Source organism: Paenibacillus pabuli (assembly GCF_039831995.1).
GTDB lineage: Bacteria > Bacillota > Bacilli > Paenibacillales > Paenibacillaceae > Paenibacillus > Paenibacillus pabuli_C.
The window spans coordinates 76,783-103,776 of record NZ_JBDOIO010000001.1 but is presented as its reverse complement, the minus strand read 5'-3'; the positions used below and the strand labels follow the sequence as shown (position 1 = coordinate 103,776).

The 26,994-nt window shown below is 37.9% G+C and carries 34 protein-coding genes, 1 tRNA gene and 1 pseudogene; all 36 read right to left on the bottom strand.

The window, feature by feature from the left end:
- Positions 1-137: 137 nt before the first annotated feature.
- Positions 138-2,069, bottom strand: a pseudogene (locus ABGV42_RS00645) (adenosylcobalamin-dependent ribonucleoside-diphosphate reductase); the annotation flags it as partial.
- Positions 2,070-2,653: 584 nt separating this feature from the next.
- Positions 2,654-3,109, bottom strand: coding sequence for a hypothetical protein (locus ABGV42_RS00640; RefSeq protein WP_347379890.1), 456 nt, complete (start codon positions 3,107-3,109; stop codon positions 2,654-2,656).
- Between the two features lie 65 nt (positions 3,110-3,174).
- Complete coding sequence (locus tag ABGV42_RS00635; RefSeq protein WP_347379889.1) at positions 3,175-4,236, bottom strand: phosphodiester glycosidase family protein; 1,062 nt, start codon at positions 4,234-4,236, stop codon at positions 3,175-3,177.
- A 27-nt stretch (positions 4,237-4,263) separates the two neighbouring features.
- A complete protein-coding gene (locus tag ABGV42_RS00630) occupies positions 4,264-4,410 on the bottom strand; it encodes a hypothetical protein (protein WP_347379888.1) in 147 nt (48 codons plus the stop codon).
- 58 nt (positions 4,411-4,468) lie between these two features.
- Positions 4,469-4,774: a hypothetical protein gene (locus ABGV42_RS00625; protein ID WP_347379887.1), complete on the bottom strand. Its 306-nt coding sequence runs from the start codon at positions 4,772-4,774 to the stop codon at positions 4,469-4,471.
- A gap of 115 nt (positions 4,775-4,889) precedes the next feature.
- On the bottom strand, positions 4,890-5,093 hold the full coding sequence (locus tag ABGV42_RS00620; protein ID WP_347379886.1) for a hypothetical protein: 204 nt from the start codon (positions 5,091-5,093) through the stop codon (positions 4,890-4,892).
- Between the two features lie 11 nt (positions 5,094-5,104).
- Entirely contained in the window at positions 5,105-5,329 is a 225-nt protein-coding gene (locus ABGV42_RS00615) for a hypothetical protein (RefSeq protein WP_347379885.1), read from the bottom strand.
- 374 nt (positions 5,330-5,703) lie between these two features.
- Positions 5,704-5,777 (bottom strand) — tRNA-Met (locus ABGV42_RS00610).
- 24 nt (positions 5,778-5,801) lie between these two features.
- Positions 5,802-6,275 (bottom strand): hypothetical protein, encoded by a 474-nt coding sequence (locus tag ABGV42_RS00605; protein WP_347379884.1) that lies wholly within the window; start codon positions 6,273-6,275, stop codon positions 5,802-5,804.
- Between the two features lie 77 nt (positions 6,276-6,352).
- Positions 6,353-6,715, bottom strand: a complete 363-nt coding sequence (locus ABGV42_RS00600; protein ID WP_347379883.1) for a nucleotidyltransferase domain-containing protein — start codon at positions 6,713-6,715, stop codon at positions 6,353-6,355.
- Positions 6,716-6,830: 115 nt separating this feature from the next.
- On the bottom strand, positions 6,831-7,640 hold the full coding sequence (locus ABGV42_RS00595) for an alpha/beta fold hydrolase (RefSeq protein ID WP_347379882.1): 810 nt from the start codon (positions 7,638-7,640) through the stop codon (positions 6,831-6,833).
- A 335-nt stretch (positions 7,641-7,975) separates the two neighbouring features.
- Positions 7,976-8,356, bottom strand: coding sequence for a hypothetical protein (locus tag ABGV42_RS00590; protein WP_347379881.1), 381 nt, complete (start codon positions 8,354-8,356; stop codon positions 7,976-7,978).
- A gap of 36 nt (positions 8,357-8,392) precedes the next feature.
- Positions 8,393-8,941, bottom strand: coding sequence for a 5' nucleotidase, NT5C type (locus ABGV42_RS31835; RefSeq protein WP_431523592.1), 549 nt, complete (start codon positions 8,939-8,941; stop codon positions 8,393-8,395).
- Positions 8,942-9,045: 104 nt separating this feature from the next.
- Positions 9,046-9,654: a hypothetical protein gene (locus ABGV42_RS00585; protein ID WP_347379880.1), complete on the bottom strand. Its 609-nt coding sequence runs from the start codon at positions 9,652-9,654 to the stop codon at positions 9,046-9,048.
- Positions 9,655-9,745: 91 nt separating this feature from the next.
- Positions 9,746-10,051 (bottom strand): hypothetical protein, encoded by a 306-nt coding sequence (locus tag ABGV42_RS00580; protein WP_347379879.1) that lies wholly within the window; start codon positions 10,049-10,051, stop codon positions 9,746-9,748.
- Positions 10,052-10,094: 43 nt separating this feature from the next.
- Entirely contained in the window at positions 10,095-10,946 is an 852-nt protein-coding gene (locus tag ABGV42_RS00575; RefSeq protein ID WP_347379878.1) for a hypothetical protein, read from the bottom strand.
- A gap of 52 nt (positions 10,947-10,998) precedes the next feature.
- Entirely contained in the window at positions 10,999-11,862 is an 864-nt protein-coding gene (locus tag ABGV42_RS00570) for a hypothetical protein (RefSeq protein ID WP_347379877.1), read from the bottom strand.
- A 117-nt stretch (positions 11,863-11,979) separates the two neighbouring features.
- Positions 11,980-12,768, bottom strand: a complete 789-nt coding sequence (locus ABGV42_RS00565; RefSeq protein ID WP_347379876.1) for a nucleotidyltransferase family protein — start codon at positions 12,766-12,768, stop codon at positions 11,980-11,982.
- A gap of 383 nt (positions 12,769-13,151) precedes the next feature.
- Entirely contained in the window at positions 13,152-14,954 is a 1,803-nt protein-coding gene (locus tag ABGV42_RS00560; RefSeq protein ID WP_347379875.1) for a methyl-accepting chemotaxis protein, read from the bottom strand.
- A 249-nt stretch (positions 14,955-15,203) separates the two neighbouring features.
- A complete protein-coding gene (locus ABGV42_RS00555) occupies positions 15,204-15,521 on the bottom strand; it encodes a hypothetical protein (protein ID WP_347379874.1) in 318 nt (105 codons plus the stop codon).
- 110 nt (positions 15,522-15,631) lie between these two features.
- Positions 15,632-16,126, bottom strand: coding sequence for an NADAR family protein (locus tag ABGV42_RS00550; protein ID WP_347379873.1), 495 nt, complete (start codon positions 16,124-16,126; stop codon positions 15,632-15,634).
- Between the two features lie 16 nt (positions 16,127-16,142).
- Positions 16,143-16,646, bottom strand: coding sequence for a hypothetical protein (locus tag ABGV42_RS00545; RefSeq protein ID WP_347379872.1), 504 nt, complete (start codon positions 16,644-16,646; stop codon positions 16,143-16,145).
- A gap of 93 nt (positions 16,647-16,739) precedes the next feature.
- Positions 16,740-17,060 carry a hypothetical protein gene (locus ABGV42_RS00540; protein WP_347379871.1) on the bottom strand — a complete coding sequence of 107 codons (321 nt, stop codon included), beginning with the start codon at positions 17,058-17,060 and terminating at the stop codon, positions 16,740-16,742.
- 270 nt (positions 17,061-17,330) lie between these two features.
- Positions 17,331-17,720 (bottom strand): NUDIX hydrolase, encoded by a 390-nt coding sequence (locus ABGV42_RS00535; RefSeq protein ID WP_347379870.1) that lies wholly within the window; start codon positions 17,718-17,720, stop codon positions 17,331-17,333.
- A gap of 85 nt (positions 17,721-17,805) precedes the next feature.
- Positions 17,806-18,255, bottom strand: a complete 450-nt coding sequence (locus ABGV42_RS00530; protein WP_347379869.1) for a hypothetical protein — start codon at positions 18,253-18,255, stop codon at positions 17,806-17,808.
- Positions 18,256-18,374: 119 nt separating this feature from the next.
- Positions 18,375-18,674 (bottom strand): hypothetical protein, encoded by a 300-nt coding sequence (locus ABGV42_RS00525; RefSeq protein ID WP_347379868.1) that lies wholly within the window; start codon positions 18,672-18,674, stop codon positions 18,375-18,377.
- Between the two features lie 23 nt (positions 18,675-18,697).
- Positions 18,698-19,315 carry a hypothetical protein gene (locus ABGV42_RS00520; protein WP_347379867.1) on the bottom strand — a complete coding sequence of 206 codons (618 nt, stop codon included), beginning with the start codon at positions 19,313-19,315 and terminating at the stop codon, positions 18,698-18,700.
- 196 nt (positions 19,316-19,511) lie between these two features.
- Positions 19,512-19,874 carry a hypothetical protein gene (locus ABGV42_RS00515; RefSeq protein ID WP_347379866.1) on the bottom strand — a complete coding sequence of 121 codons (363 nt, stop codon included), beginning with the start codon at positions 19,872-19,874 and terminating at the stop codon, positions 19,512-19,514.
- A gap of 12 nt (positions 19,875-19,886) precedes the next feature.
- Entirely contained in the window at positions 19,887-20,264 is a 378-nt protein-coding gene (locus ABGV42_RS00510) for a hypothetical protein (protein WP_347379865.1), read from the bottom strand.
- Positions 20,265-20,322: 58 nt separating this feature from the next.
- Positions 20,323-21,450, bottom strand: a complete 1,128-nt coding sequence (locus ABGV42_RS00505) for a GGDEF domain-containing protein (RefSeq protein ID WP_347379864.1) — start codon at positions 21,448-21,450, stop codon at positions 20,323-20,325.
- 12 nt (positions 21,451-21,462) lie between these two features.
- Entirely contained in the window at positions 21,463-22,119 is a 657-nt protein-coding gene (locus ABGV42_RS00500; RefSeq protein ID WP_347379863.1) for a hypothetical protein, read from the bottom strand.
- 277 nt (positions 22,120-22,396) lie between these two features.
- The gene (locus tag ABGV42_RS00495; RefSeq protein ID WP_347379862.1) at positions 22,397-23,110 is read right to left on the bottom strand and encodes a hypothetical protein; all 714 of its coding nucleotides are present in this window, start codon (positions 23,108-23,110) and stop codon (positions 22,397-22,399) included.
- A gap of 1 nt (position 23,111) precedes the next feature.
- On the bottom strand, positions 23,112-24,209 hold the full coding sequence (locus ABGV42_RS00490) for a hypothetical protein (RefSeq protein ID WP_347379861.1): 1,098 nt from the start codon (positions 24,207-24,209) through the stop codon (positions 23,112-23,114).
- Between the two features lie 61 nt (positions 24,210-24,270).
- Entirely contained in the window at positions 24,271-24,537 is a 267-nt protein-coding gene (locus ABGV42_RS00485; RefSeq protein ID WP_347379860.1) for a hypothetical protein, read from the bottom strand.
- A 69-nt stretch (positions 24,538-24,606) separates the two neighbouring features.
- The gene (locus ABGV42_RS00480) at positions 24,607-25,584 is read right to left on the bottom strand and encodes a metallophosphoesterase (protein WP_347379859.1); all 978 of its coding nucleotides are present in this window, start codon (positions 25,582-25,584) and stop codon (positions 24,607-24,609) included.
- 13 nt (positions 25,585-25,597) lie between these two features.
- Positions 25,598-26,782, bottom strand: coding sequence for a hypothetical protein (locus tag ABGV42_RS00475; protein WP_347379858.1), 1,185 nt, complete (start codon positions 26,780-26,782; stop codon positions 25,598-25,600).
- Positions 26,783-26,994: the final 212 nt, after the last annotated feature.

Here is a 26,994-nt window from a genome sequence, read left to right as displayed (position 1 = left end):
AGCGCAGATATCGCACACGAAATCATCCCCCAATCACTGTTATTATTCGCTTCCATTTATTCTCCATACTACCTATTTATTACGATTATTTATAGACAATAAAAAAGAGACCCGTAGGTCTCTTAGTAAACTTAGGATTTATCTTCTGTCGAAAGTACTTGTACATCACGGCAACCGTCACGATAGATTGTTACACCTTTACAACCGAGGTCGAAAGCCAATTCATAGAGTTCACGAGTCTCCTCGACTGTAAAATCCTTAGGTGCATTGGCAGTTTTTGAAATAGAACTATCAACCCAACGTTGAATAGCTGCTTGAGTACGCACATGATCTTTTGCAGAAAGTTGCATCGCGGTCACGAAATATTCAGGTAATTCTTCGCCAGTATGCGCGTCCAACCAATCCTGTGCAATTGGTACATACTGCATGTCATAGCCTAATCGACTTTGACGGAAATACTTAAATGCAAAGTAGGGTTCGATACCGGTAGATGTTCCGACCATTGTACCAGTTGATCCAGTCGGAGCCTGAGTCAATACTGTAACATTACGTAAACCTTGCGCTCGGATAGCTTCACCAACCTCAGGATAGGTTGCTACCATATTCTTGAGGAAGCCACTTTGCAACAACTTATCTGCATCAAATTGGTCAAATGATCCTTTTTCTGCCGCAAGTGCCGATGATTCAAGATAAGCTTCAGCAGCAATGAATCCATACAACTTATCCAAGAAATCTAAGGATTCCGGCGAACCGTAACGGACTTTCAATTTGATCAAAAGTTCTGCCAATCCCATTGTTCCCAAACCTACACGTCGCTCAGAAGTCTGATTAATCCGATTCTCTTCGAAATGGTAAGGTGTTTTAGTAATTACGTTATCCAAGAAACGTACCGCATAACGTACAGACTCGGAAAGAGAATCCCAGTCGACATCCTCACGTGTCTCATCGTAAAATTTAGATAGGTTCAACGCGGATAAGTTACATACTCCCCAAGCTGGCAAACCTTGCTCGCCACATGGGTTAGTACAAATAATTGGATTAAAGTACCAAGAGTTACTCATTTCATTGTAATATTCCATGAAGACTACGCCAGGTTCAGCTGATTTCCAAGCCGATTCGATAATTTGATTCCACAGGTAGCGTGCCTTAACTGTCCGATAATGGATTACGCTCCTTCCTGCTGCTTTCCATTTGGCCAAGTCCCCATCCCACAACTCATCATAATTTTCAACGGAGGTATCAGGGAATACCAGTTCCCAATCCAAGTCTTCTTTGACAGCTTTCATGAAGTCGTTGGAGACACATACCGAAAGGTTAGCATTAGTGATTAGCCCAGATTGTTGCTTGACTGTGATGAACTGTTCAACATCAGGGTGCCAGTCATGAATCATCAACATCAATGCCCCACGACGTGAACCACCCTGTTCAATCAATCCAGTCGTGTAGCTGAATAATCCGCCCCAGGAGACAGAACCACTAGATGATCCGTTTACTCCACGTACAATAGATCTATGCGGTCGTAGTGATGAAATATTAATACCAACTCCGCCACCACGTGACATAATCTCAGTCATTTCGGACAATGTTTGCATAATACCGCCACGTGAATCTTTAGGACTTGGAATAACATAACAGTTAAATAATGTTAGTTCGTCATTCGCATCAGCACCTGCGGCAATCCGTCCACCAGGTACCAATTTCCAATCGTCCAACAAATTCCGGAATTTACCTCGCCATTCTTCCTGTAATTCCGGAGTCTTCTCGACGGATGCCATTGCTCCTGCCAATCGATCCCACATCTCAGAAGGCGAATTTTCAACAGTCAGAGTAATTTTATCAGTTACAGTATCAATCGTCTCACCGCTACGTAATTCAACCTTCAAATTAACACCGGAACGCTCAGTCACAAGACCGACTTCCTTAGTTGGATACTGAGGATCGTCCTTTACCAGAACTAAAATAGTATCTCCGACTTTTACATTATTTACATCAGCGTCTTTCAACGCATAGCGGTCAAGGAAAATTTTCTCACTTAAACCCTCTAATTTTACTAGCTGCGATTCTCCCAAATCAAAGCACCTTCTTTACATATTATGTGAGGAACTACCTCATCCAACCTTAATGCCACCGTCCAAATATTGTTAACAGTGAAAGTTAAATTCTGCCAACAATTTATCTATCCCGCCGCATAAAAAAGAACCCATAAGGGGTTCTATAAGGTAGAGATATTCAAGATATTGATGATATAGTAGTTAAAAATTAAAATATACATATATAGCGGAATTCTACCTTGAAATGTAAATATCTCCTGGAATCCTACACGTATTTTATCAATGATATTAAGACCTTTTATGATGAACAATATCGGAAGTACTGCCAGTGTAGCTAAGACCAATGTAAAATAAATATTTGAACTGAACAGTATACCAGTGACCTGAATCACTCCGAAGGCTAACGTGAATACTAAGTGCTGCGAGTTATCCTTAAGATGTTTAGCCAAACTGGCTTTCTCATCAGTCTTAGTTGCTATCGCCACACTACGGAAACAGGTGTAAATACACATGTAAATTGAGATTATAGTCGTGGTAATTATGGATATAATAGAATAAAGTATTAGTGTAGCTGCACCTGTCAAAATAGTCACCTACCTCGATTATTCGTAGTATGGTCGGGACGTATCTTCGCCTTGAGCTTCCAAAACTTCGACTGCAACAACAAATTCCTGTCCACCGTTTACAGAATAAATATCACCGTGTGCATGCTCACTGTACTTTTCTTCTAGTTGCTCTAATACAGTTTTAGCTAAAAATAAGTTCGACTTAACAGTTTCGACACAGCGGTAGTTATTGTACCACCAACCACCTTCTTCAGGTCCACCATAATGTCGTGTTACCCTGTATACATTAACAAATGCATCAAAAGGATTATCAGAGTTATCAACACTTAAATCATGGTTATAGGAGAAGTCGATCTCAGTTGAATTTTCAGTTACGTAGATTAGGTCACGTTTAAAACAAGCTTGACATTCCTTACTGAACTGTAAGTTGAATTTACTTACCGTACCTACGCGTTTACAAGAACTGCACTGCATCAATGCATAATCAGACATTCAGATTCCTCCAATTAAAAGTTATATGAAGTGATTAAACGAGTACTAATCTCATACCTCAACCATCACTTAATATCTACTTTATCAGCGTAAGCCATGTCCACTTTCTCATCTTCGTCAGGTACTACGACCCAAGCGTTAGGTAAAAATCTGCCGCGTTTATCACTGACCGGAGATACAGTTTTAGTTTCACCATTATAACTTAAGAAGGCGGAGGTACCACCATCCATTGCCATAGCATTAACTACTCCGTACTCCAGTAAAATGTCCGCCATGTCTTTCATCGATGCCCCGATTGACTCTGCTTTACGCCCGTCAATCTGAATTAAGACAATTGATCCATCTTCAGTTTGACCGACAGCACTACGTGGTTGATAACCCCACTCAGAACTTTCATCAGGAAATAGCGATTTACCATCCACAATCAACTGTGGCTTAAAACTAACAGCGTCACGTACACCGAAATTAAGCAGTTCCTCTGATGTAAATTTACCCGTGATCAATCGTCCGTCATATGTGATACCTAGTGCAGTTGAGTTGGCGTTTACATCATAATCCTGAATTACTTCTCCATCAATGATAACTAATCCCATTGGGTGTGATGCCCAACTCTTTCCGCCAGGATCACTGAATCCGCTAGCATTCAATGCCACAATCGCATTATTAGTTTTTACGATTTCCTCAAGCCATTCGCCACGTTCACGTTTTGTACCTTTATCATGTATCGTAGCCGGAACCAGTCTCACCTTAGTTGCATCGTTTACTGTGACTAAGCGTCCTTTGAAATAATGGGTAGGTGAGAAGTTACGCTCGAATTCGACATAATGAGTCTTCAGATCCTCTTTAACTTCAGGAACTGGGATAGCTGATGTAATCATTTCTTCAGTTAAAGGTTTCCGGATAGGTGCCATGATCAATGTATTAACAACTATCGGTTTTAACGACTTATTTCTGAGTTCATTAATTTTATCCTGACCAATTAAGGTTACCCAAGCGTACTGAGGGTGTTGAGTTGTAAGTAAAGTACCTGCTAGTGTTACACGAAGTGGGTATGTAAAATACATTCCCAATGTTACGACCACTGCCAAAATCCCAGTAGTGATCCATAGTTTTTTACGTTTTTTCATATCATACCTGCCTGTAAATTTTGATTGTTATTGAATGTTGTCTTCTTCTATATAGATAGCAGAGTCATACCCGAAATCTTCAGGTTCAGCTTTAAGTACGATCTCCTGATTGTTGTTAAAGATAACTTTAATTCGCTTTTTATCGATTACTTCGACCATTTTAACATTCCGCATCTTTTTACTTCTAACTTCGTCAATTCTCCTCATTTCAACAACTCCATTACAATGTTGATTATACTTCAGCGACGATAGAGCAAATGCTTCCATCAGAGTATTTGATAATTAACTTTTCAACGGTTCCACTCACCGTGATACCTTCGGTTTCATCTAATCGGATGTTAAACGAGTATGCAGTATCAACAGGAGTCATGAACGAGATATACCCAATATTTTCAGTGATTAAATAATATTCATTAATCGAACATCGAGTATGACCATTAAATCCGCATCCGTCATATAGAGTGATTGTGTATAGAACACCTCTATTATGGTATTCATGCAAATCTATCAGTAGCATCTTAAAATCAATATAATTCATACGTTCACCTCCTAGATACAACATTAATTACCTTAACCTATACTGAACACGCTAGAATTCCGCTCGATGATTAAAAATGTACAAATAAAAAGACCCCCTATAATGGAGGTCTTTACTAATCTATATCAAAATCAGTTCCAAAATATTGGATTGTACCAAAGTTGTCACGACTAGCTATTGCAATTTTACCCGAGAGTCTTGCTTCGATGAATAGTGTACCGTTATCATCGTAAACTTTGAACTGTTCCCCGGCGCGATATCTATTATAAATATCACTCTCACGTGCAGTAGCTGTCATAACTGTATATACCTTGCTCACGTTAATACCTCCTACATGAGTATATCTAAAATAAGATAGCTTACTAAAGATAATACAAAAACGATGAAGATAGATGTATAAGTAATTTTCAAATACTTGATATTTTTAAGGCTACGCTCTTCTGAATACTTAGGTGAGGGACTAATGTATGCAATATCATCCATCGCTCGAATATAATTAAATCCCACTAAGGCAATGACAAATACTACTGCCAGTAACTTAATTAATATCTCCATGACATCAAACCCTCTCCAACGTATGAATTACAAATCAATGTGACTGATGTCATTAAAGCTGAAATTACCCATGTTCGTACATATCTCACTAAAAGTGATTTCAGTTACCAAAGCGTATACGGAACTTCCGTCATGAAATACAATATTGATCATACTGCCTACATAAGAGTAATATGAAGCCCGTACGTAGTGTCCTGTTATAACCATAGTTAAACCCCCAATTATTTTGTCTAGAGGTATAATCAAATTTAGATAGCTTTTTGAAATAATTAGTTGGGTAAGTTGTACCTATATCTGATTTCTTCTCTGATATATACTATTAATGACTAGTAAAAGATATTACTGAGAATTAATGTAGTAGATAATTATTTTAATGGGTCCAGAGGGACTCGAACCCCCGACCACCGAGTTATGAGCTCGACGCTCTAACCAACTGAGCTATGGACCCGTAGTATGACCCTCAGCAAATATGCTAAGGGTTAATGATGTCTGCCAGCATTTTAACATCTTTTCCGTCTTGAAGTGATCTTTTAAGTCTATGCGAATATACATTAAAATACCCACGCTGCCCACTTGTGCGTGTTGGCCCAAAATAATCAGATCCCCAGTACCAACCGTCAACTAAATAAATGAGTTCTTCGGATAGTTTGATGAAGATTGATCCTCTACCAATTTTAGTGCCAAAAACACCAGAGTATACTGACCCTAAAATTGGCGATATAACAACTATGAAAGTGCTAAGCGGGGCGTCCTCGAAAGTTATTCCTGTAGGGTTAAGTTCGAAAAATTTCGGTCCCCATACTTTATCCCAAGGTCTATCTGATCGCTGAATATCTTCGTCATAAGCTAAACCATTTTTAATCAAATCATAGTTGTACTGTTCCACATCACTAAATCCTAACGACGCTACCAGATTATCATAATACCCTTCTTGATCTCTATCCATCAAATCTGTCCACCTCACTTTTAATATTGGTTCTTCCGTATTAGTTATAACTACTCACTTGATTTCTCCACGTGAGTTTAAATGTAATCCGCAATAATGATACCTTCATTGTAAATGTTCTGTCTAATTTCAATAGATTCTTCATAAGTTGGATTATTCCACTCGGCAACACTTATAGGTGAAATCCTTACGTCCGTGCCGTTTCTTTCGTTGATAGCCTCAAAAAATGACCATAATTCTTCATCAAAAGGAATATCTGTCTCAGTAATAATCATTACATCCGTATCTGAATCGTCTCGATGTGTTCCTCGTGCACGTGATCCAAACAGTATTACATTGTGAATCACAGAATATTGCGAAAGTCTCTCAACTATTGATCGAATAGTATAATCGTCATTATACCTCAAATTAGTTAAATCATTTAAACGGATAGCTTGCATCTAACTACCTCCTTAATCATTTATTCTTATTCCTTCCGCAACCAAACCGTATGTACTCTATCTTAAATTGAAAAACGCTTATCAGGTAAATTGAACCCGATAAGCGTAAATTTAATTAAATATATGATGCTACGAGTTCGCTGTTTTTGATCACCGCTGTGTGAGTTCCACCTTCAATAATGAACTCTTCGGCAAATCCGGAGACTCCGCGCGAATACTCCAAGGCAGATTCCAGAGGAACAGTTGTATCGGAATCGCCGGTAATCAACGTAAGAGGTACATTGATTTGATGCAATTTATCACGGATATTGAAGTTGGAAAGCGCGAAAATGTCATATTTACCCGCAAGCGGCTGCACAGACATAGCTGGAATTTGAGAAATAAAGTACTGAGACTGTTCTTCAGTCAATCCAGTAGAAAACTCAGCCGTCATAAGCTGCTCAAATAATACTGGAACCTGTTCAACAGGCGTACCCAAAAATGCACCGAAATCAGTAAAGTCAGGACGTGTACTTACAAGTACCAATCGTGATACATTCAATCCATTCAGTACTGCTGTAGATACTACAGAACCGCCCATTGAGTGACCGATCAAAACTACATCATCCCCAATGACCCGCTGATCACGCAATGTTGTAACAAATTCAGTCACATATCCTGCGTAACTGTCGATATCACTTTCGTAAATTTCCGATGATGATGTGCCGTGATTCACCAGGTCCAGCTGAAAAACAGGCTGATTTTCATAGTTCTGCGCCAATTGCTGCGCTAATCCATTTGTTGTTTCAGAATTACCCATAGCACCATGTACAATAATGTATGCTGTAGTTGCAAGTGCAAGATCACCGGTATAATTCAACTTATAATCCGCTGGATAATTACCGATGCCAAGATGTACTACTTCTTTCGTTACCTGTACCGTCATTCACTTTCCTCCCAACAATATTAGATACCTGTAGAGGTTATGACCCTTAAAATCATGGATTTTACTCATCATATGAGCTACAGACAAGTTGTAATAGGGGTTACGGGATTTGAACCCGCACTACGATCTGCTAAGACCGCTTATCCGTAGGTGGAATCGAACCACCAGAGTATCAAACTCCGAACCGTTTAACCCCTGTAGTGGATATCGGGATTCGAACCCTAGCACCATGTATAAACTAATTAAATGAGTGTCTAGAATCACTTAAATAATCTATACCACTGCTATCCACTAACACTTATTTAAAAAGACTTATAATAGATAAATTTATTTTATTATCCCAATACTAAGGGATTAATATTGTATATTTGACGTAAAAATGCATCCAGTTCCATGATAATTGATTCACTACGATGCTTATACTCAGTATCCATCTGTTCCAACCCACTGAGGTAGTTATTAATATTAACGTATTGTGTTTCAAGCTTACCTATATATTCAGCATTAGTTTCGTAAATTCTGTCGTGACCCGCACAGTCTTTCAACAGCCTGAACAATTTAAAAGAACACATAGCATACTCATAAGGGTTAGTTATCATTCGTACTTCAGAGATAAATTTCGCAATTGCCATGTAATTGAAAGTGTAGTTATAATTGGCAGTGTTATCGAGAGAATAGTCCATAACATCTGGGTAAGTATAATTTATAGCTGACATCTAGGAACCTCCGTAAATTTATATTTGGGTGTAAGGTTAAGTTACACTTAAAATTAAAGATTGAATTCCATTGTATACGTCATTTGCACCGTAAACTCGAGTATATAGTACTCCATCATAAGTGAAGTCTTGATTCCAAGGAGCATCCATAAGGAACTTATGCCTACAAGATGATTCTAAAATATTGTCCATTTTGTCATCGACAATCAAATCACCATATAAAACGTGTTTACTAGTGATAGGTATTATATTACCGAGACTCCAGGAGAATTCTGGGAAATGTTCCTCATAGCATTCAATCTTGTCAAGTATTCCGGTTATAGGAGAGGAGGTTGCGATAAATATTTCATGACCCTCATGGAATAGTTTACTAATACACTCCTGCATTCCAGGTCGAGGTAAGAACGTTCTGTAAAATCCCGGTTCGTTATAATATTTTTCAATACTTGTTCCTGGACGCACACAATCAACCATGTTAAAATCCCGTATATCTGACATAGTTAAATTTTCATTGTATTCTTCGTTATAACGTGCAATGGCAGGTAATGTAGCTTCAACAAGTACGTCATCCGCGTCAAAAAATATTCTCAGAATAAAACCCCCTATACTGTAATTTTAATTTAATATTACATCGGCAGTAGTTATAAGATAGGCTAAATGTTACAAGTAATAGATTATTTATTTTTATACTATCTCAAATCCCGAAGGAATCCAAGTTTAGCTGCGATAGCCAAGAGGTATCTGTAGTTTTCTCTGTGTTCCTCAGGAAATAAATTCAAATAATTAGTGATAGTGGAAAAGTCCTCTTTCAGTGCTTCATAAGTTTCGTCGATAGTATCTTTAACGAAATAGGCAATTGTAGATTCCACTGCCACCTCACCTACAGCATCGAAACCAGCGTGATTAGTCTTAATGAAAGTTAAGAAACTATCATCAACGATATAATCAGATAGACTAGCAGGATCAAAATCAACATAATTCGTAAATTTACCTTCGTTATAATACATACCATATGCACTCACGTCATGAAAAGGAGTTACATATAGGAGAACAGTCCCATAGGTTGCACCGTCCCCATCATCATCTACATCAAAATCAGGATCAGTTGTATATATGGAGTCAGTCATAGTCGTATATGCTTTTGTATCAAAAACAGTTCTTACCTTAGTGTTATCACCTAAAATATTGTCTAGTACTTTAGTGGGATTTTCGACACCATTTTCCGTCATATATGGTCGCCAATTATATTGGATCTTACCGTTTTCCTCAATCTCATAAACAAGTAATCGTAGTTCCATAATTATTCCTCCAATGTATTTTGATTCTATATCATACTAAAATAGGGCTACCGAGGATTCAGTAGCCCTAAAATGTTTGTTTGACTATAGTTTATTTTTTACTTACGAATTTCTGCACATGAGCATGCTTAATCTCAACAATATCGGATATTTTTACCTCTATAGTAGGTCCATCGTCTAAAAGAGGAGTCATGTAAATAGATTCTGTCTGAATCCCATCCCAGTTCATGCCCCAATAACCCCGAATGTACTCGGTACCATCACCCGTTACCACGGAAACAATCGTACTAAAATCGAAATGTTCAGGTGTTATTTCATTACTTTTCGATCGATTAGATCTTTCAACAGTTGACCAGAAGTCTTCCCAGTGCTTGTCTTTTTTATATCCGTAGTTCATATTTGTCCTCCAGCGATATTTATTTTAATATTTATTAAAAATACTATCTATACAGCGACTTAAGTACAAATTCCTTGTAATTTTTGTATGAATCAATGCTGCACTCTTTTGGTGACCCATTGAACATGTAAATTTGCCGTGTGAATGTGATAAACGCACTGTCTTTATCTACAACCTTACCGATGTATCCTGATGGTATTATTTTTACAGGTCGTCCAATAGTGCGGTATAATGTTTTTTGGTATTCCCGAATAAAAGGCTTGATTTTAAGTTCATAGTGACCCTTATCTTTGCCAAAAACAACAAGTGATACTTCGCTATTTTTATGGTAATCGTCAGAATTAATCAAAACCATACTAAAGTTTCCAGCTTTTGAAACAGTATATACAGCCTTCACTACTTCGAGTTGGTCGAGTTCTTCGGTATACCAATTACATTTACGAATACACTCAGTGACTTTTTCGATGAACATGTCGCTGTATACGTCATATCTATATGTTACAATAGTTCCGATACATCTGAGAACTTCTCTCGAAAGTGTAATCAGTTTATCATCTACACTATCGGCAGATATCCTCATATTTTTATAGATATCTACTCTATTTTTGAGATTATTAATTCTACGCGCTGTTTCATCAAGGTTACGTATTCCTCTTGAGTCTGTCACGTGGGAATAATTCTCACGAGTGAAGAAAAAAGCACCATCGATAAATTCAGAGACTTTATCACAAGTATCCAGAACCTCGTCGTCAGACATAAACTCAGAAATTTGCCGTAGTCTGAGCATTAGGTGTAGCCCTTTTAATTCCTTCTCTTTCTTGAGTTTCCTTCTTTCCTCAAGTCTGTCATGCCCAGAAATTAATGAATCAAATCCAACCGTTTCCTTTGATTCCATGTGCAATTCTCCCTTATATATTCAGTTTTTATTAAGTATTTATACTTGCAACCTATTTATTACGATTGTATTCAGACACCAATTTTTCAGCAAAGTTGATAAGGCTATCTAGTTGACCGTGAAACTTAAGGTAGTCGCCCTCGAAGCTATTAGAAAATGTATTACGTAAGAATTTCATGTCGTAAACTAATTCTTTGTCTTTAATTGGCCCGAAATTCTCTAACTCGTCGATAAGCAAAGGTACCTGACTCTTAAGATGCTTGTATATTAAAGAGTAGTGTTTACCTGTATATTCGGGACCACCTACGTAGAGACTTTCATCAATCTCAGAAGCATTAAGTCTAGAATAATGTTCCATATCCGACTTCAAGTACTCCAAAACATTGTTGATACGTGAAATTTTAGACGATTCTAAGTAATACTTATCGCAGAAATTCTCAAAGGAATTAACAATTGAAATGACCTCATGGTACATTTCAACTCCGTTTTCCTGTGAGAGTTCTGAGTTAAAATCGAGAGAGTTTGTTATGTAAGTTGTCAGTCCATCTGTAAAATGCATACTCATATCCATCAGGTGATTCACGATGTCCTTAGAAATAATTCTCAATCGCTCTCTGAATGTACGCGTACTTTTATCTTTGATATAAAATAGTTTATCGAGTTCTTCGTGATACCCTTGCACCTTAACTTTATATTCAGAATGTTCAGTGATTTCGATGTTATCTTTTGCTACTACTGAAATTTTTCCGGAATAGTTACCATTTTTTACGGATTCGATAACTTTATCTAAAGATGTGACTTCAGGTTGCTTGTATATCGATACTACCCCTTTAAGTAAAGGTAAACTTTTCTCGATATGCTCTTTAACGAAATTAGCTGCTTCCTCAGAATCCAGATTAATGACTACATTATACATAAGGACACCTCATATTATTTATTTTTATATTTCCATCCATTACTACATACTACTTATTAAAATGGATTAATTATAGATATATTAAAAATCCCCCAGATTTAATCTGAGGGATAGAGTTTATTTATTATAACCGAAGAAGAAATCTTTGGTTTTAATTTCCATATGGTGAGGAGGCCCAAAGACAATCATATCCTCGTAAATTACACTTAAAATTTTGTTGTTAGCACGACTCTGTAGAACAAGCTGAACAGGTCTGCCGAGTCTGCTATGTAATACGGCTTTCAATGCTCTAAGCAGAGTTTCAAAGTATTTCTCTTTATTTTTATTTTTTGCGAAAATAACAATGTCTACATCGCTTGTCATATCATTATCACCCCGAGCAAAACTTCCGAATAGCCCTAAGGAGAATTGGAAATCTCTGCTTACTTCATTCAGAATCTCGAAAACGTCAGCCTGCACTAAGTTAGATTGGTACCAACTTGTTTCACAAATCTTATCTCGCACATATTCAGCAAAATTCTCAGTGAAGTATCGGTTAAGCGCCAAAATCAACAAGATTTTACGTACTTTTTTGATGTTATCCTGATAATTCTCATAGTCGGAGTGTAAAGATTCTTTAATTTTCAATAGGTTTTCAACGTTAAAAGAGAAACGTTTATAGTAAACTGGGTATCTTTTTGACAGTTTAGGACTATTAGAAATGCGCGCAGTTAGTTCTGGAAATTTGAAATCATTCTCTGTAACGACGGAGAGAATTTCTTCAATAAACTGATTAAATTCTGCACTAGGTACTAAATCAGGTAAAACCTTCAAAATAGAGATGAAGTCCATATCCTTTTTATATTGACTTTTCTCAAATGTAGATTGTACCATTTCCTCTTCCGATTCGTATCTCAATTCTTCCATCAGACAACTCTCCCATATTATAATCTATTTTTTATACCATCTACTTCATATCCATTATTTATTACGATGTATTATGGACTGCGTATTATTTAACTGTACAAAGAAAAAGAACCAACGCACACAACGTTGGTCCTCTATAAATGGGAGAATTTCGCAGCTTAACATAAGCACGAAAGTGGTAATCCATCCGAGCTAAAGATTAATCAAATGTGCTGTGGAAGTTGTCGCAATCGATTAAATTGAGAACAAACTTGGACACACTTATTACCTTTATCTAAGATTTATTACTTTCCTTATTATAACATATTTTGATAGTAAATGCAATAGTTAGTCCAATTTGACGTCATATAAATACCCAGAGACCTTAGTCCCTGGGCTAGGTATTACACTTTGAATTTGTTGATTTCTTCAACTACGAGTTCAGTTTCCTTTTGAAGTTGTTCAGCCAATACTGATAGTTGTTTTACAGTGTTTGATTGAGCCTGAGAATTGGTATAAGCCTTAACAGATGATTCCTCGGCTTTATTTGAGATACCGTGTAATTGCTGTACAGTTCCTGCAATTTGTTCAGACCCGGCTGACAATTCTTCAGTTGCAGCAGATACTTCCTGGACCTGACTATTAACCTCACGAATTTGACTAATGATGTTATTGACAGATTCAGTTGCCTGCTCAATTGTTGTAACACTTTCACCAAGGTCTGTATTACTTTGAGCCGCAGCTGCCTGTAAAATGTCAACTGATCCACTTACACGTTGCAAGATGTCTACGATATCGTTAGACGCAGTTTTGGAATGCTCAGCAAGTTTCCGTATTTCTCCAGCAACTACTGCGAAACCTCGACCATGTTCACCGGCGCGTGCAGCTTCAATACTTGCATTTAATGATAACAAGTTTGTTTGCTCCGCAATTTCCTTAATTCGATCCACGATATTAACAATATCTTTGGTATTTTCAATAACTTGCTGCAATCCATCATGGCTGTCTTGAATAGAAGAGTGAACTTTATTGATAGCTTCGCGACTACTATTCATATGACTCTGAATAATATCAGTTTCACTAGCAACATAGCTACTGTTATCAGCAAGATGTGAACTGCTTTCTGCGATTTTCTGAATAGCACTAGCCATTTCTTGAGTAGAACGGTTAGCTTCGGTAAGACTGACTTTTTGTTCTACAGCACCATCAGTAATATTTTGCATGTTCTCCTGATTTTCATCAGATGCACGGACCAATACCAATGTTTCAAGCTTAACCTTGCTAGATACATCAAGTACTTTAGCACTGTTACTATGAATTTCACTGATAAGTGTCCGCATTCCTCGTGACATTTCATTGAAGTTTTTAGAGAGTTCACCGAATTCATCGTTACGATCCTCAGGTAATTCAACAGTTAAATCCCCAACTGCTGCGCGCTGAGTCAACTCCTTGATACCTTGGAGAGGTGCCAAAATTTTACGTACCAAGAGTACAAGTAAAATCCCTTCAATTAATGCGAGAATTGCACCGAGTCCTAATGATTTCCACAGAATACCCCGTAGTTCATCATGAATGAACTCGTAGCTAAAGTCAATACTGAAATCTGCGATATAGTTACCATCTTCATCCAGGACTTGAGTCATAGTTGACATCCAGATACCATCGCCGTCGTCATAATCAGGAGTTTCTCCCAAATAATCCTTACCGTTTTTCTGTACGTCGTTCATCAAGTCAACAAAGATCTGAGGTAACTCAAATGCTGATTGTCCAGTCATTTCATATTCAGCTAGTTGATTTCCAGTAGCTACAAAGATAGTTGCAGGCTTTCCATTAGACTCAACCACATCAGGGTATAGCAAGTAAGGTCTACCTATGTACTCCTGCTTACCTAATTCACTAAGTAAAGTGTAAACCTTGATATAGTTCGGATCGTTAGCCATATACTCCTTAAACTCCGGACTATCAGGTTTACCATAAAGATCCTTAGCTTCGACATCATCGATAATAGCCTTAATCTCTTTAGCATACAAGTTAACACTGAGTGCCATAGATTTATGGATATCACGAAGTTTACTCAACTCTACGTCCTTCAGCGTGGTATAAGTTAGCCATGTAGCCGCTGATACTGTCAGTACAACAAAAGCCAGCACAAATGATACAATTCTAGCCGTTAAACTTCGGCTTAAACTTGAGGTTAATCTTTTCATATAGATTTTACCCCCAGTTCGAGGAGCATAGTATCAATGATTCCCCGAGTGTTACCCTTTAAATTGACGTTAACCATACTAATTCCCCCTCGACTCTTAAGCTTAGAGAACGAAATTCGCACTCTAAACTAGAAAGTCAAGCCATTAAGGAACTCAAATTGAATGATTCTGACTAATCTTCTGCCAGAAATATCCTATATTCACTCCCTAATAATTATTACGATTTTCAAAAGACACAACAAAAGGTAATCACGAATGATTACCTTTAATCAGCTGTTCTATATCAATACCGCGTAATATCAAAGCATCCTCAATATCATTGAATGGATGAAGATTGTTTCGTAAATATGTAATATCATCTGTTCTCCGGATGTTTTCTGCATCTTGATCACCGTAATATGATGCCATATCGCCACTTGCAGCTGCACCATAACATGCAAGGATATCTTCAGCTTTGATCTCTGGTGCTCTGCGGATCATCATTAGATATGAATTAATTAAATGTTGGTCTGTCATACTACTGATAAGGATACTTTCACCTTCACGAGTGCTCCAGTACTTTTCCATAGAAACCTCCTGAAATTTAAAATAGACACCCTGTCGGATGTCTATCTTATCTATAGCTTGCTGCAAATTCTTCCCATACATCAAAATGTAAGGGATACATTTGCGCACGGTTAATTAGCTTCTGCGCTAGCTGAATTTTCAAGATTATCACGAAGCCGAGTTAGCGCTTTTCCCAGTAAATTCAATCCTGTCCATTTAGCGGAGTCCTTAGCACGAGGGTCACTTGACTTGAATCCAATACCCCAGATTTTATCGTAAGGAGATGCTTCAGCCAATTTGGTACCCTTAGTTTGCATTAATGCGGCCAACATTTTAGGATTTTGTGTAAATTTATCAAGGTTGATATCATATACAATCTGTTCGCGATGTTTATTCCAAACTTTGTCATCAAAGTTCCGAACTTTACGTCCAAGCTGTTTGTGTGCGCTAGGATGTGATACTGTCAAAAGTTCCTGTGCTACAGCGGTATCACCGAACAATATAGCTTTTCGGTACATCATTGCCTGTTCCGCGCAGGTAAATTCTTCACCTTCGTGCACAAACACTGCCGGGTGCCACTGTGAAAATACATCCTGTTTTCCCCAGAAGAAAGTATACTTTTCCATTTTAGTCACCTCTAAATTAGTATTTATTAAATGCCTGCCAAGGACAATAACCTGTACCGTAGTAATCGTGATCGCATGTTACATTAAGTATCTGCCCGATATCGAACCCTTTGCTGTCATATTGGGCAGTTATTTCGAACTTAAATTCAGCGTAGCCTTCACCATCGACATCGAATCTGAAGTCTAACAACTTAGCTTCAAATCTCTCGTGCAGTTCGATATAAGTGTACATCTGCCCTTTTTGCCAAAGGACATCCTTAAAACGTACAGCGTCAGATAATGATCCGTCATACCAACGTTTTCTGATAGTACCATCAGAATTAAAGAATACGCCAGTTGGGAGCGCAGGCATCACACTGATTATACCAAATAAACGAAGATTTCCGGAATTCTTAGAATTAAACGCCCCTAAACGTAATAGGAAAACGTCAATATCCCCGATAAAGTCTAGTTCCCCTTTTTCGTAAACCTCTTGTAGGCGTTCGCTTTCTGCTTTAGTTAATTGTTGAGGATCGATCATATAACTCAACACCCTTCAGTAATCTTATATTCCTTATCTTTACATATCTATTAATATAAAGGATGATTAAAGGAGTTAACCATTACTTAATTTTTACTTTCGTTCCAAAGGTTGATGACAGTAAATACACTCATCGCGGTGAGGATCAGTTTTAATGTCATACTGACATGTATATGTAGGTGACTGTAAACATACCCAGAAGAATTCATCACATACATTACAGCTGGCTAAATCTCCCGTTTTCCTATTGTCAAAATCTATTTTATGTATACATTTACTGCGAATTAGCCGGAACTCTTTAGTTATCTGCTCTGACTTTCGCATAAATTCATCGTAGTTCTCTGTCTCTGTAAATGCTTTCTCTTGCTGTAAATTTAGTTCCTTTATACGTTGCCTAATTTCTACATCGTTCATAACAATTCTCCTTTTAATATAGACATAATAAAAATCCCCTTCGCCGTAAGTGGCACGGATGGGGATTAAATCCGCAGGGTAGGCTATCTTCCCTTACAGAAAGGAGAGTCTATAATAGACTATCAAGCAGTTAGCCCACAACCACTTGACTTGTGCCAACAAATGAAGAATCAAGAGCTTACCCGTTGAGAATCAAACTCAACATTACCCACCAGGAGGTACATATTAAAGGTCTTTTAGCCTAAGCTACGGAAAGACCAACCGTCTATATTAAGCACAAATACTTGACAAGATATTATAATCTTCCAGAGAAGAGAACTCAATTGAATTGATATCTTCCAACGGGAACCATGAAATACTGAACACTTCGTCGTTAATGTCTCTCAATTGTGATACATCGCATACAGGAGAACAAAGGAAATAGTTTACAAAGTAGGTCTTGTAATGGAGTTTACGTGTACGACAACTCAGATGCGCGTAAGATTCAACAACAAGTCCAGTTTCTTCATAAATTTCCCGGATGACTGCTTCGAATAGTGTCTCACCTGGCTCAACTTTACCTCCAGGTAGCGTCCAATATCCGCTGGAACTTCGAGTTTTTACAAGTAATATTTTATTGTCGTGAATGATAGCACCAACTGAAACATGAACATTATCCATAATTAGAACCTCTATTTTATTTTCTTTTTCTCTCTTTTAATACTGTTCGAGAATGTGTATGGATCTAAAAAGAGTATCATTTCCGTTAATTATTTTTAACTGGAACCTCAGCGAGTTCACTTAATTTGTATGCGTTGTAAGCTGCAAATATAATTACTATCAAGATAATTGCAATAAGTGAGTAAGTGATCAGGTTCTCAACTGCGTCGCCCTGAGATACAAGATAAATATTTGCGATAATTGAAAATTCAAAAAGTGCTGGTAAAAATAGTGCGTACCTTACATACTTGTTAATTTTCTTGAAAGGCAGTATTATGAAAGGTAATACAAAGGAAATTCCGTAAATCATTGTTAACCCGTTTCTAATCTTCAAGTAGTCGCTGTCCGAAGTGTTTGACCAGAGTAAATAAAAGAAATGGATATTAACAGCAATGATACTAAAAATAACTATAGATAATACTAAAATTACGAACTTCATACTCGATTTTAAGCGCCCTCTATACTTCTGGATCAGGTCTTCCTTGTCTAAGTCCATATTAAAATACCTCCGTTTACTAAGGATAACCTAACTTATTTTATCACTTTCAATATAATAGTTTAGCACCTAAGTTGATATGTAAAAAGACCGCCAGATATACTGACGGTCTTTTAATTTTATTTATACATTGCCCGTGAATGATATTCAACATAGCGACTTTCGTAACCGTAAAAAGTGACACGTACACGCTCGTCATTGACCTCCAAGTTGGAGATAAGCTTTTCCTCAAAGATATTGATATCTTCTGATTCTTTTACCTTAACTCGGAGTTCGTTATTACGGATAGTGGTCATCTGTACAGTTTCATCACCGGCATACATAGAATAACCACTAGAATAATCGCCCTGGTATATCATCAAAGGCCTTCCGGTATTTCTCTCGAAGAAGTCCTGCAGTACTAAAATACGATCTTTCATACTGTAACCTCCCCGTGATTGAGTTATTGGATGATAATGCTACCTTCAGGGAAGAAGTAATCGAGTGCATCAACTTCTTGCTGATTAATAGCATGACGGAGAAATGGATTTTTATGATAAAGACTATTCATATCCAAATTCTCGATAATGTAATTTGAAGTAGCATTCGGACCTCCACGGCCGTAGTAAACATCCGGATCAAACGCACTAGCATGATAACGACGAACCCGCACACTCAATGGGCGAATTTCCTCAATTACCAATACGTTTGTAGTTTTTCCGACACGCGGATTGTCAATACAGAACAATGTATCCTTGATACATACAGTCCCTACTGGGAAACGAACATGGAATGCATCAATAAATTCGTCATAGCTGATTTTCGGCTCACGTACCAAATGCAACGCAGTCAACAGTAAAATATCGTTAGGGTATGTTAGATTGATAGGATTCAAGTCGAATGATTCCAACAATTCAGCCAAAGGAATAACCTGATAATGGTCAATATTCACATTACTGAAGTCAACCTCGGAACCGCGCTGACAGCTATAGAACAGGTTCAACGCTTCCATATTCATGAACGACTTGTCCACCAAATCAGTATATTCCGACAAATATAAAACATTTTCATTCTCGTACATTTATTATTTCCCCCTAGTTATATTATGCTGAGTCCTGAAGTGTGATAACTGTGCCGAAACTAGATGATTTATTGAGTGTTAAAATGGTATGATTACCACCCCTTACACATTTTTAGTCTTCCTATTAACTCGAGTTTATATCATAACTCAAGTATTTCATCATCTATTAACTGTTTACGACACATTAAGGACTCAATTAAAGTTTAATTACAGTTCCACAATTAATCCGGTAAGCTTCTTCCAATGGAATCACAGTAACGTCGGCCATGTAAGCTAGTTGCTGCTGACTATCTGGATTAATAAAAGTAAAACTCTGACCATTATAGTTCTTGCTAATGATAGGTAGCTGAATATCCCCAAAATATTGCCGATAAATTAATTCAGTAGTAATGAGAAAATCGAACTCACTACGTGGATATAATGCTTCATCCTGTCCACCAAAATTCACATAAAACAAATCCTTGTTGATTGGATGTTCCTGTACACTGTAAAGTTCGTTAGGAATCATATTTCCGTCGTAATCCTCACAATTTCGTACTACCTGAAATGTATGATACATTTTGTTCCTCCTTTATAAGATTCCATTCCAATCAGGATCATGTAGACCCAATTCTCGGAAATCACTTGCTACCTCATCAACATCTATTCCATATTCCGAACAATCACGAGTCAGAAACTCATACAACTGCTCAGCTAGTCCGACCATGATTGCGTAGTGATGGTAAGTAAATCCTGAGGAACTATATACGAATGCGTAGTACCTATCCTCGTACTCAAAACATTCAATATTCGTGGTTCGGCTCCGATAAGCCAGTGTTGTATCTTCACCACTTAGTTTGAAGTTCTCAGCGCGGTAATTTTTAACAGCCTGAAATTCCTCTACATTACCATAAGTGCCATAAGGGATTTTTCCAGATTGCTCGATAAGAATTTGTTTTGGAACGTACATACTATACCTCCTCAAATTTACCCATATAAAATAATTAACCAGTCTGAAATCAGACTGGTTATTTAGCCATGAGAGCAAGTTGCTCCGGAGATAACTCCTTATATCCGGTGACCCGGTTTTTACCATTTTGTTTCGAATGATACATAGCGATATCGGACTGTTTAAGGAAGTCCCCAGGGGAAGTTCCAGGTGCATATGTATGATATCCGACGCTTACCGTGACCCCAGCTTCTTTTTCAATCCGCGCCCGTAAAAGTTCAGCCAGTTCTTTAATATTGCCACCAAGGATAATTAGGACAATTTCCTCACCACCATAACGACCAGCTATACCGATTCCGTCAGATACTTCCTTGGCAATCTTAGCTACATGTCGAAGGGCTTCATCACCTTTTTGGTGACCTTGCGTATCATTGAGCTTCTTAAAATTATCAATATCCGTGAAGATTGCTCCAACATTGCTGTTAATTTTAATTTCACGTTCCAAGAAGCTGTAAAAATATTTCCGGTTATATAGTCCGGTTAAGCCATCAGTGATAGATGAATGGTATACAAGCTGCATCAACTCAATAGATCGCTCAAAAATGATAATAAAGAAAATACTATATCCAATAAATGTTAATCCATAAATCGATGTCGTGATGATCTGATCAATCTGGAATAGTGTATCAAGGCTGAAAAGAATTGTCAAGGACCAGATTCCGATTAAGCTAAATGTAAATTTAACTTTCTGCTCCACGAAACGTCGGACCAATAACATCGAGAGTACCAACGCCACAATATCAAAAAAGATGAAAATTGAAGCATAGACGCGCGGACTAAACATTAAGGATATTAAGGAAAAGATAACTACAAAGGCGATTGCTAAGTATGTAGTCATCTGTGCTTCAAAAGTAAATGCCTTATACAGTCGGTAAATTCCGGCATTCATTAACACAAATGAAATTAATGACCATGATGAAAATATAAGTGATACATAACCTTCAGATAATGAAGGAGTATTTTCCATGCTATTAATGACATAAAACATTCCACAGTACATGAGGAAGTTGAATAACACATATCCAGAGAATTGAATATAAGATTTATTCGACCGAGTCGCATAAAGTCTCAATAACATGTAAAATACAATGATAAGGTTGAAACATGATGCTAGCATAAAGTAAATCTGCCAAGAAATCGACTCCATCAAGCTAACCTCCTAATTAAGTCCAACAGCGTCCTTCAATAGCGATGATCTCTTACCATCAACTTCGTCCAGTGAAGTACCAGTCAATAGGTATAATCCATAACGGAGACTTTGGGAATCAGTTAACTCCAAAAGTGTTCGCAAGTGTTCTTTACTGAGTCGACTTAATACTGCACGCAACTCATCGAATTCTTCGTCTGAAATAGTGTGCTTTTCTGGTCTATCAATAAATTCCATGATATCAACAGCAAAAACATCTGCTAATTTAGCAGACTCCACGACAGGTTTGTATTTTTTCCAGAGACGATCCATGATTTTTTTGTTATCTGTCAGTACGTCTTCGGTGATTCCACCAGTGAAAGCCAGTTCAAAAATATCAAAAGGAAAATAGTTTGAATATGCCTGACTAGTTCGATAGACATCAGTTCTTACTTTAGAAGTAGTGAACTCGTACTTACGTGCAGTCTCATCTAACTTTGCCAGTTGCATCAAACAATCGCTTACCCAAGGACTAAGAAATGAAGACTTGAGTAGAAACATATAATGTTCCCACAAAGGCTGTATTCCTTCCTCAGAAGCACCCCGTGTGCGTAGATGTAGTGAAAATTCTTCAAAATCCTGCGCACCCATTACGAGTCGCACAAGGGATTTTATCGATGCCTGTTCCATATAAATAATCAACCCCCAGTGAATGAAAGCAATAATCGTTCCTTAGAGAACGAGTTTCACGCTTAATTACATTATAGTCGGTATATTTCTTAAATTGACCATAAAAGTAATAATCTTGCGTTACTCCTAGATGTATCCGAGCAACGCAAGACTCAATTTGAGATAAAAATGAGACTACTCTTCGTCTTCCCAAAATCCCTGAATTTTAAGGTAAATCTCACTTTTATCCCAAAACTTTCACACTTGAGATTAAGTTGAGATTTGAGATATTCGAGCGTTAGATAATTCCTACCGCTTCAATTTCTTCGATATCTCCAGTTTCATTTTCGACAATATAGTCATTAACTACTTTCAAACCTTCGTCAGTATCAGCCAAGTCCAATTCGATAATCCGCATTCCAGGAACATCAAACATGCTAGGATCTTGGTTAATTAAGAAGACTTGGAATTTGTTAATCGAGGCAAGAGTCTGAATAACCTTACCAATGTTTCTGGTATTGTTACCGTAAACTCCACCGAATGACTCATCGAAGAAGATGAAATGAGTACGTCCAGCAAATGCAATATAAGAGAAAATTAATGATACAGATAGAGTTTGCTTAGCTGCTTCACCTGATTGATGTCGTGGATCCAAGTCCTTACCCATTTGACTTGAAACGAACGAGATATCCGTACACCAACCATTTCTAGCGTGCTCATAATCTGTAATACTTACTTGGTAATTGCGTTTAGGTACAGCGACTTTAAGAGCCTTATTGATAGTGTCTTCCATACCTTCGCGACCATTGTCGTTAATCGCTCCAAGGACTTTTTGCAAAGCCTTGTGTGACTCGCGAAGTACGTTTAATTCGGCACTTTCAACTTCAATCAACTCATCAAGCTTAGCTATACGTAAAGTAGTGGTAGCCCGGCTCTCGTCATAGACTTCCCGACGGGCCTTGATTTTGTCAAGGTCCCGTTGGAATTCTTTGTACTCTTCGCGAAATCCCATATTAAGCTTCCTCGTAGGATAAGTAGCCTACAAAGCGTTTACTTTCATCTTGTACGCTCAGCAAGGTACCAGCTTGTCGAGAATTAAAGAAGTGTACACGGACAATATCGGAAGGTACGGAGCTAGCCAACATAATAAAGTCATTCAGGTTACAACCGAAACTGATTTTATTAAGCGCTGTAGCCTTAGCCCGACTGATTTTCAATTCATCTACAGATTGCTCACCTTTGACGTAAGTCTTAAGTGAAAGCAATGCAGAACTTGGGGAATCGATAACCAATTCAGCTTCCAAATCGTCCTCACCAGTCAATGCCATACGTTTAAGTGAACGCAATAGCGGTTCTTTCGTCATTGCCAGGACAGCCTGTTCTTCCAAGTTTGAGATGATGTTATCAATATCATAACCTTGCTCATAAATTGGATCACGGAAGGAAAATAAGTCAGTTTCAGTTTCGATAACGACAATGGAATCACCGTTAATACGCTTAACTTTCATCTTGCCGCTCTCAGCAAGGAGTCGCAACTGCTTACCGATACTATTGCTGATTACAAACTGTTCTTTAGTTTGGAAAGGAACAATAGCCAAGTTCGCCCCGTCGAAGCAGAAACCACGCAATTTATCAAAGTAAATATTGTTGTCACTGTCATTGATAACATGAGTTTTATCGGACACTGAAAGTAAGGAATCAATGGCAAAACGGAACTCACTCGCATTCCATTCCTCAGTCCATTCGCCTTCGGAAACGTCATGTTCAAACATTTCCGTACTCTTCATTGCCCAAGAAGTCTTATAACTACCAGTTTGAATCTTAACTTCGCCACCAACCGGCTCAAATGAGATTTCATCTTCTGACAGTTTTACCAGTTCGTCGAGACGTTTAGAGTCTACTGCAAATACAGGAAGATCTTCTTCTACAACAGCTGCTACTTTAGCGAACAAGGTCAGTTTTAAGTCAGAGGAAGCCAGGGTCATTGTACCGTCTTTGACTACAAAGTAGTATGCCCGCATGTTATCCAAGTTGGAGGATGATCCGGCAATTTTAGAAGTTTTTTGCATACCTTTTTTAAGTTCATCACGTTTAACTGTAAGTATCGGCATTGAGATAAATCGCTCCTTAAATCGTATATTATAGTATAAGTTAATAGATAAGTATAATTACTTAGATACCCGGAGGGTTATTTGTAAATTTACTCAGTTGCGATCGTGCATTCTGCACCTTCCGTGTAAACTCTCCTGAACGCAAGTTGAAGATAGCTTGCAAGTCCTCCAGTTTATCAAAGTGAACCCCTTTAGCCGCGAGTTCAGCCTTAATTTTATCTACCATTGGACGTTTTACCCGAATCTCAGCCATAACGTCGTTCAGCTGAGTTTCAGCCTTTTTGTACAGTGCAGAGACTTCTTGATATTCATCGCGAATATTAGACATTGGTAAATCTCCTTTCCATTTCCTCATATTATTTAATTAAATTGACCAATTAGAGATAGTAGTGAGATATTACTGGCTAATATAGGACAAAGCTGTTTCCAGTACATCCTGCGGCAATCCCATAGAATTCAACATTTCCTTCGGGTCGAAAGACTTGAAGTGATGAATTTCCAAATCCTTGGAATAGGATCCCAATGATTTCTCGAGACGCTGTGTTCTGATCGATGATCCAAGATCAAAGAACTCCTGCCAATTTTTCAACTCAATAGCTTCGTGTTTTTCTTCACGTGTCAACAAGTTAACCGTAACAAACTGAGCGAAGTCGCGTTGAGTAGACATGTTCAGTTTAGTCCGTCCGATACTACCAGGTACGGAGAGCCTAAACTTAGTTCCATCACTACGTTCATGCTCAACCAACTCGTTAGCGTTGTGTAAATGAGCTGCGATAGTGAGATCGGCTTTCAACAAATTCCATCCGTAGGATGTCAATTCACCGAAGGCATTGATGATACCTGCACCGTCCAATTCGAGATGCATTGCATCAATATTATACTTACTCGAGTCACGTCCGCGTGCATATGATTGTTCAATTGCGGCTTTAGCATCCTTTTGGTAGTGGAGTAAATTGATGCTCCATTTATCATCGTACATTTCGATCGGGGTATAGATCATACCGGTATCCAAAAGGAACTTAAAGAAAGTTTCCTTATTGGGTGATTTATCGTGGTTGCCTTGCACAGCGAAAATAGTGTTATTTACCACTTCAGTCTCACCATCAAGTCGTACAATTTTAACCCCATCGGGCATTTTTGACGAAAGATAGTTATTCAATCTCATAAACCGACGATATACCTGTGCTCGGTAAGTTTCAGACCTGAAAGGGTTGTAAACCAAGTCTCCGGCAAATAACGCCATATCAAAGTTATTCTCAATAATCTTGTCGATAATATCATCCAAGTTTTTGAGTGATTCATCAGAGTATCCACGTGTATGACCAATCTCGCGGTCGTATAATTCCAAGTCAGGAATAACAGCTATTCTACTCATTGCTTACCTCCTATTAAATCCGAACAAGTTGGGAAACATCAACACTGAACGGGCAACTGTTAGTTTCCGCCACAACCGGACAGAATTTATTAGTTTTCATCAAAGTTTCACGTCGCTCACCAATAGCGGCATGTTCAGCGTGAAGTTCTTTATATTTAGCGGAAATTTTCCGGATGTCCTGGAATGTACAGATATGTTGATCAATCTCCAACAACAATTCAGCTTCCTGAACAATTTCTGAGAGTTCTTTAACAGTTGCAGTAAGTTCGGAATTGGATTCCTCTAAGCGTTCCAAAGATGCAACTTGACCTTGTAATTGTTCGATAGTTTCGAGAATTTGAATTTCCTGCTCGAGTTCACCAATTACTACATCCATACCTTGGAGATATGATGTTAAGCGTGTCGCAGTCTGATCAAGAGGTTGGAGTTCAGTTTCCATCTGTAAAACTTGTTCCATTTTCTCGATTATCTGCAATTCCTGTTCCCAATCGTAAATATCAATTTCCGGTACGTCAGGGACATCAGCATTTTCGAGGTCGGTCAGCAACTCGATAGCCTGCTCCATCTTATCCAGAATGTCCATTTCTGCTTCGAACTCTCGTTCAGCTTCCGAAGTGTCAATAGTGATATCTGGAATATTACGTAAATCGTTACGCAACTCCAAAATTTGAGATGATTTATCTTTTACAGACTTTTCAAGTTCTAACATATCAGCCTTAGCCCGTGCCACATCTTGAGTCAACACTTGAGTTCCCAAAGCTTGCTGAATAATTTTAAAGTTCTGCATCGGTGAAGTGTATACACCAATAAGAGGATCTTCAGGTCGACGAATATTAAGTAATTGCTTACTTTGTTCATCGTAATATAGATTAAAGTGTTCACGGATTTTTACCATGTCATCCGCAATCAATGTACCATTTTCGTCAAACATATACGAATATTTCTCAGCACCGAAGGAACGTTTTACAACATTACCTGTCATCAAACCAGCTTCGATGTAAATAGACGATGCTCCATGACGCAAATTATATTTCATATGCACAGCGGCTATATCAGTAAATAGTGCTTCAATAGACTTTCTGAATGAACCTTTACCAATTTCGTTCTCACCTTTGAGGGCAATTGCTCCATAATCAAGGTCACGTAGTATAAGTTCCTTGATAGATTGGAAGTTTCTGATAATTAAATATCGGAACATATCATTTCTCCTTACACCTATAATGAATAATAGGATATTTTTAGACTATATAAATAAAGTCTCAAGATAGTTATCAACTAAGATGTATAGTGAAATTTACACTTATGTCTTCCTCATCCCTTCCTCTTTGTTATCTCTCTTTAATGTTTTTGACTACTAAGAGATAAAGTAGAGACCGATAAGGTATAGATATTTTCATGTAAATTCAGAAT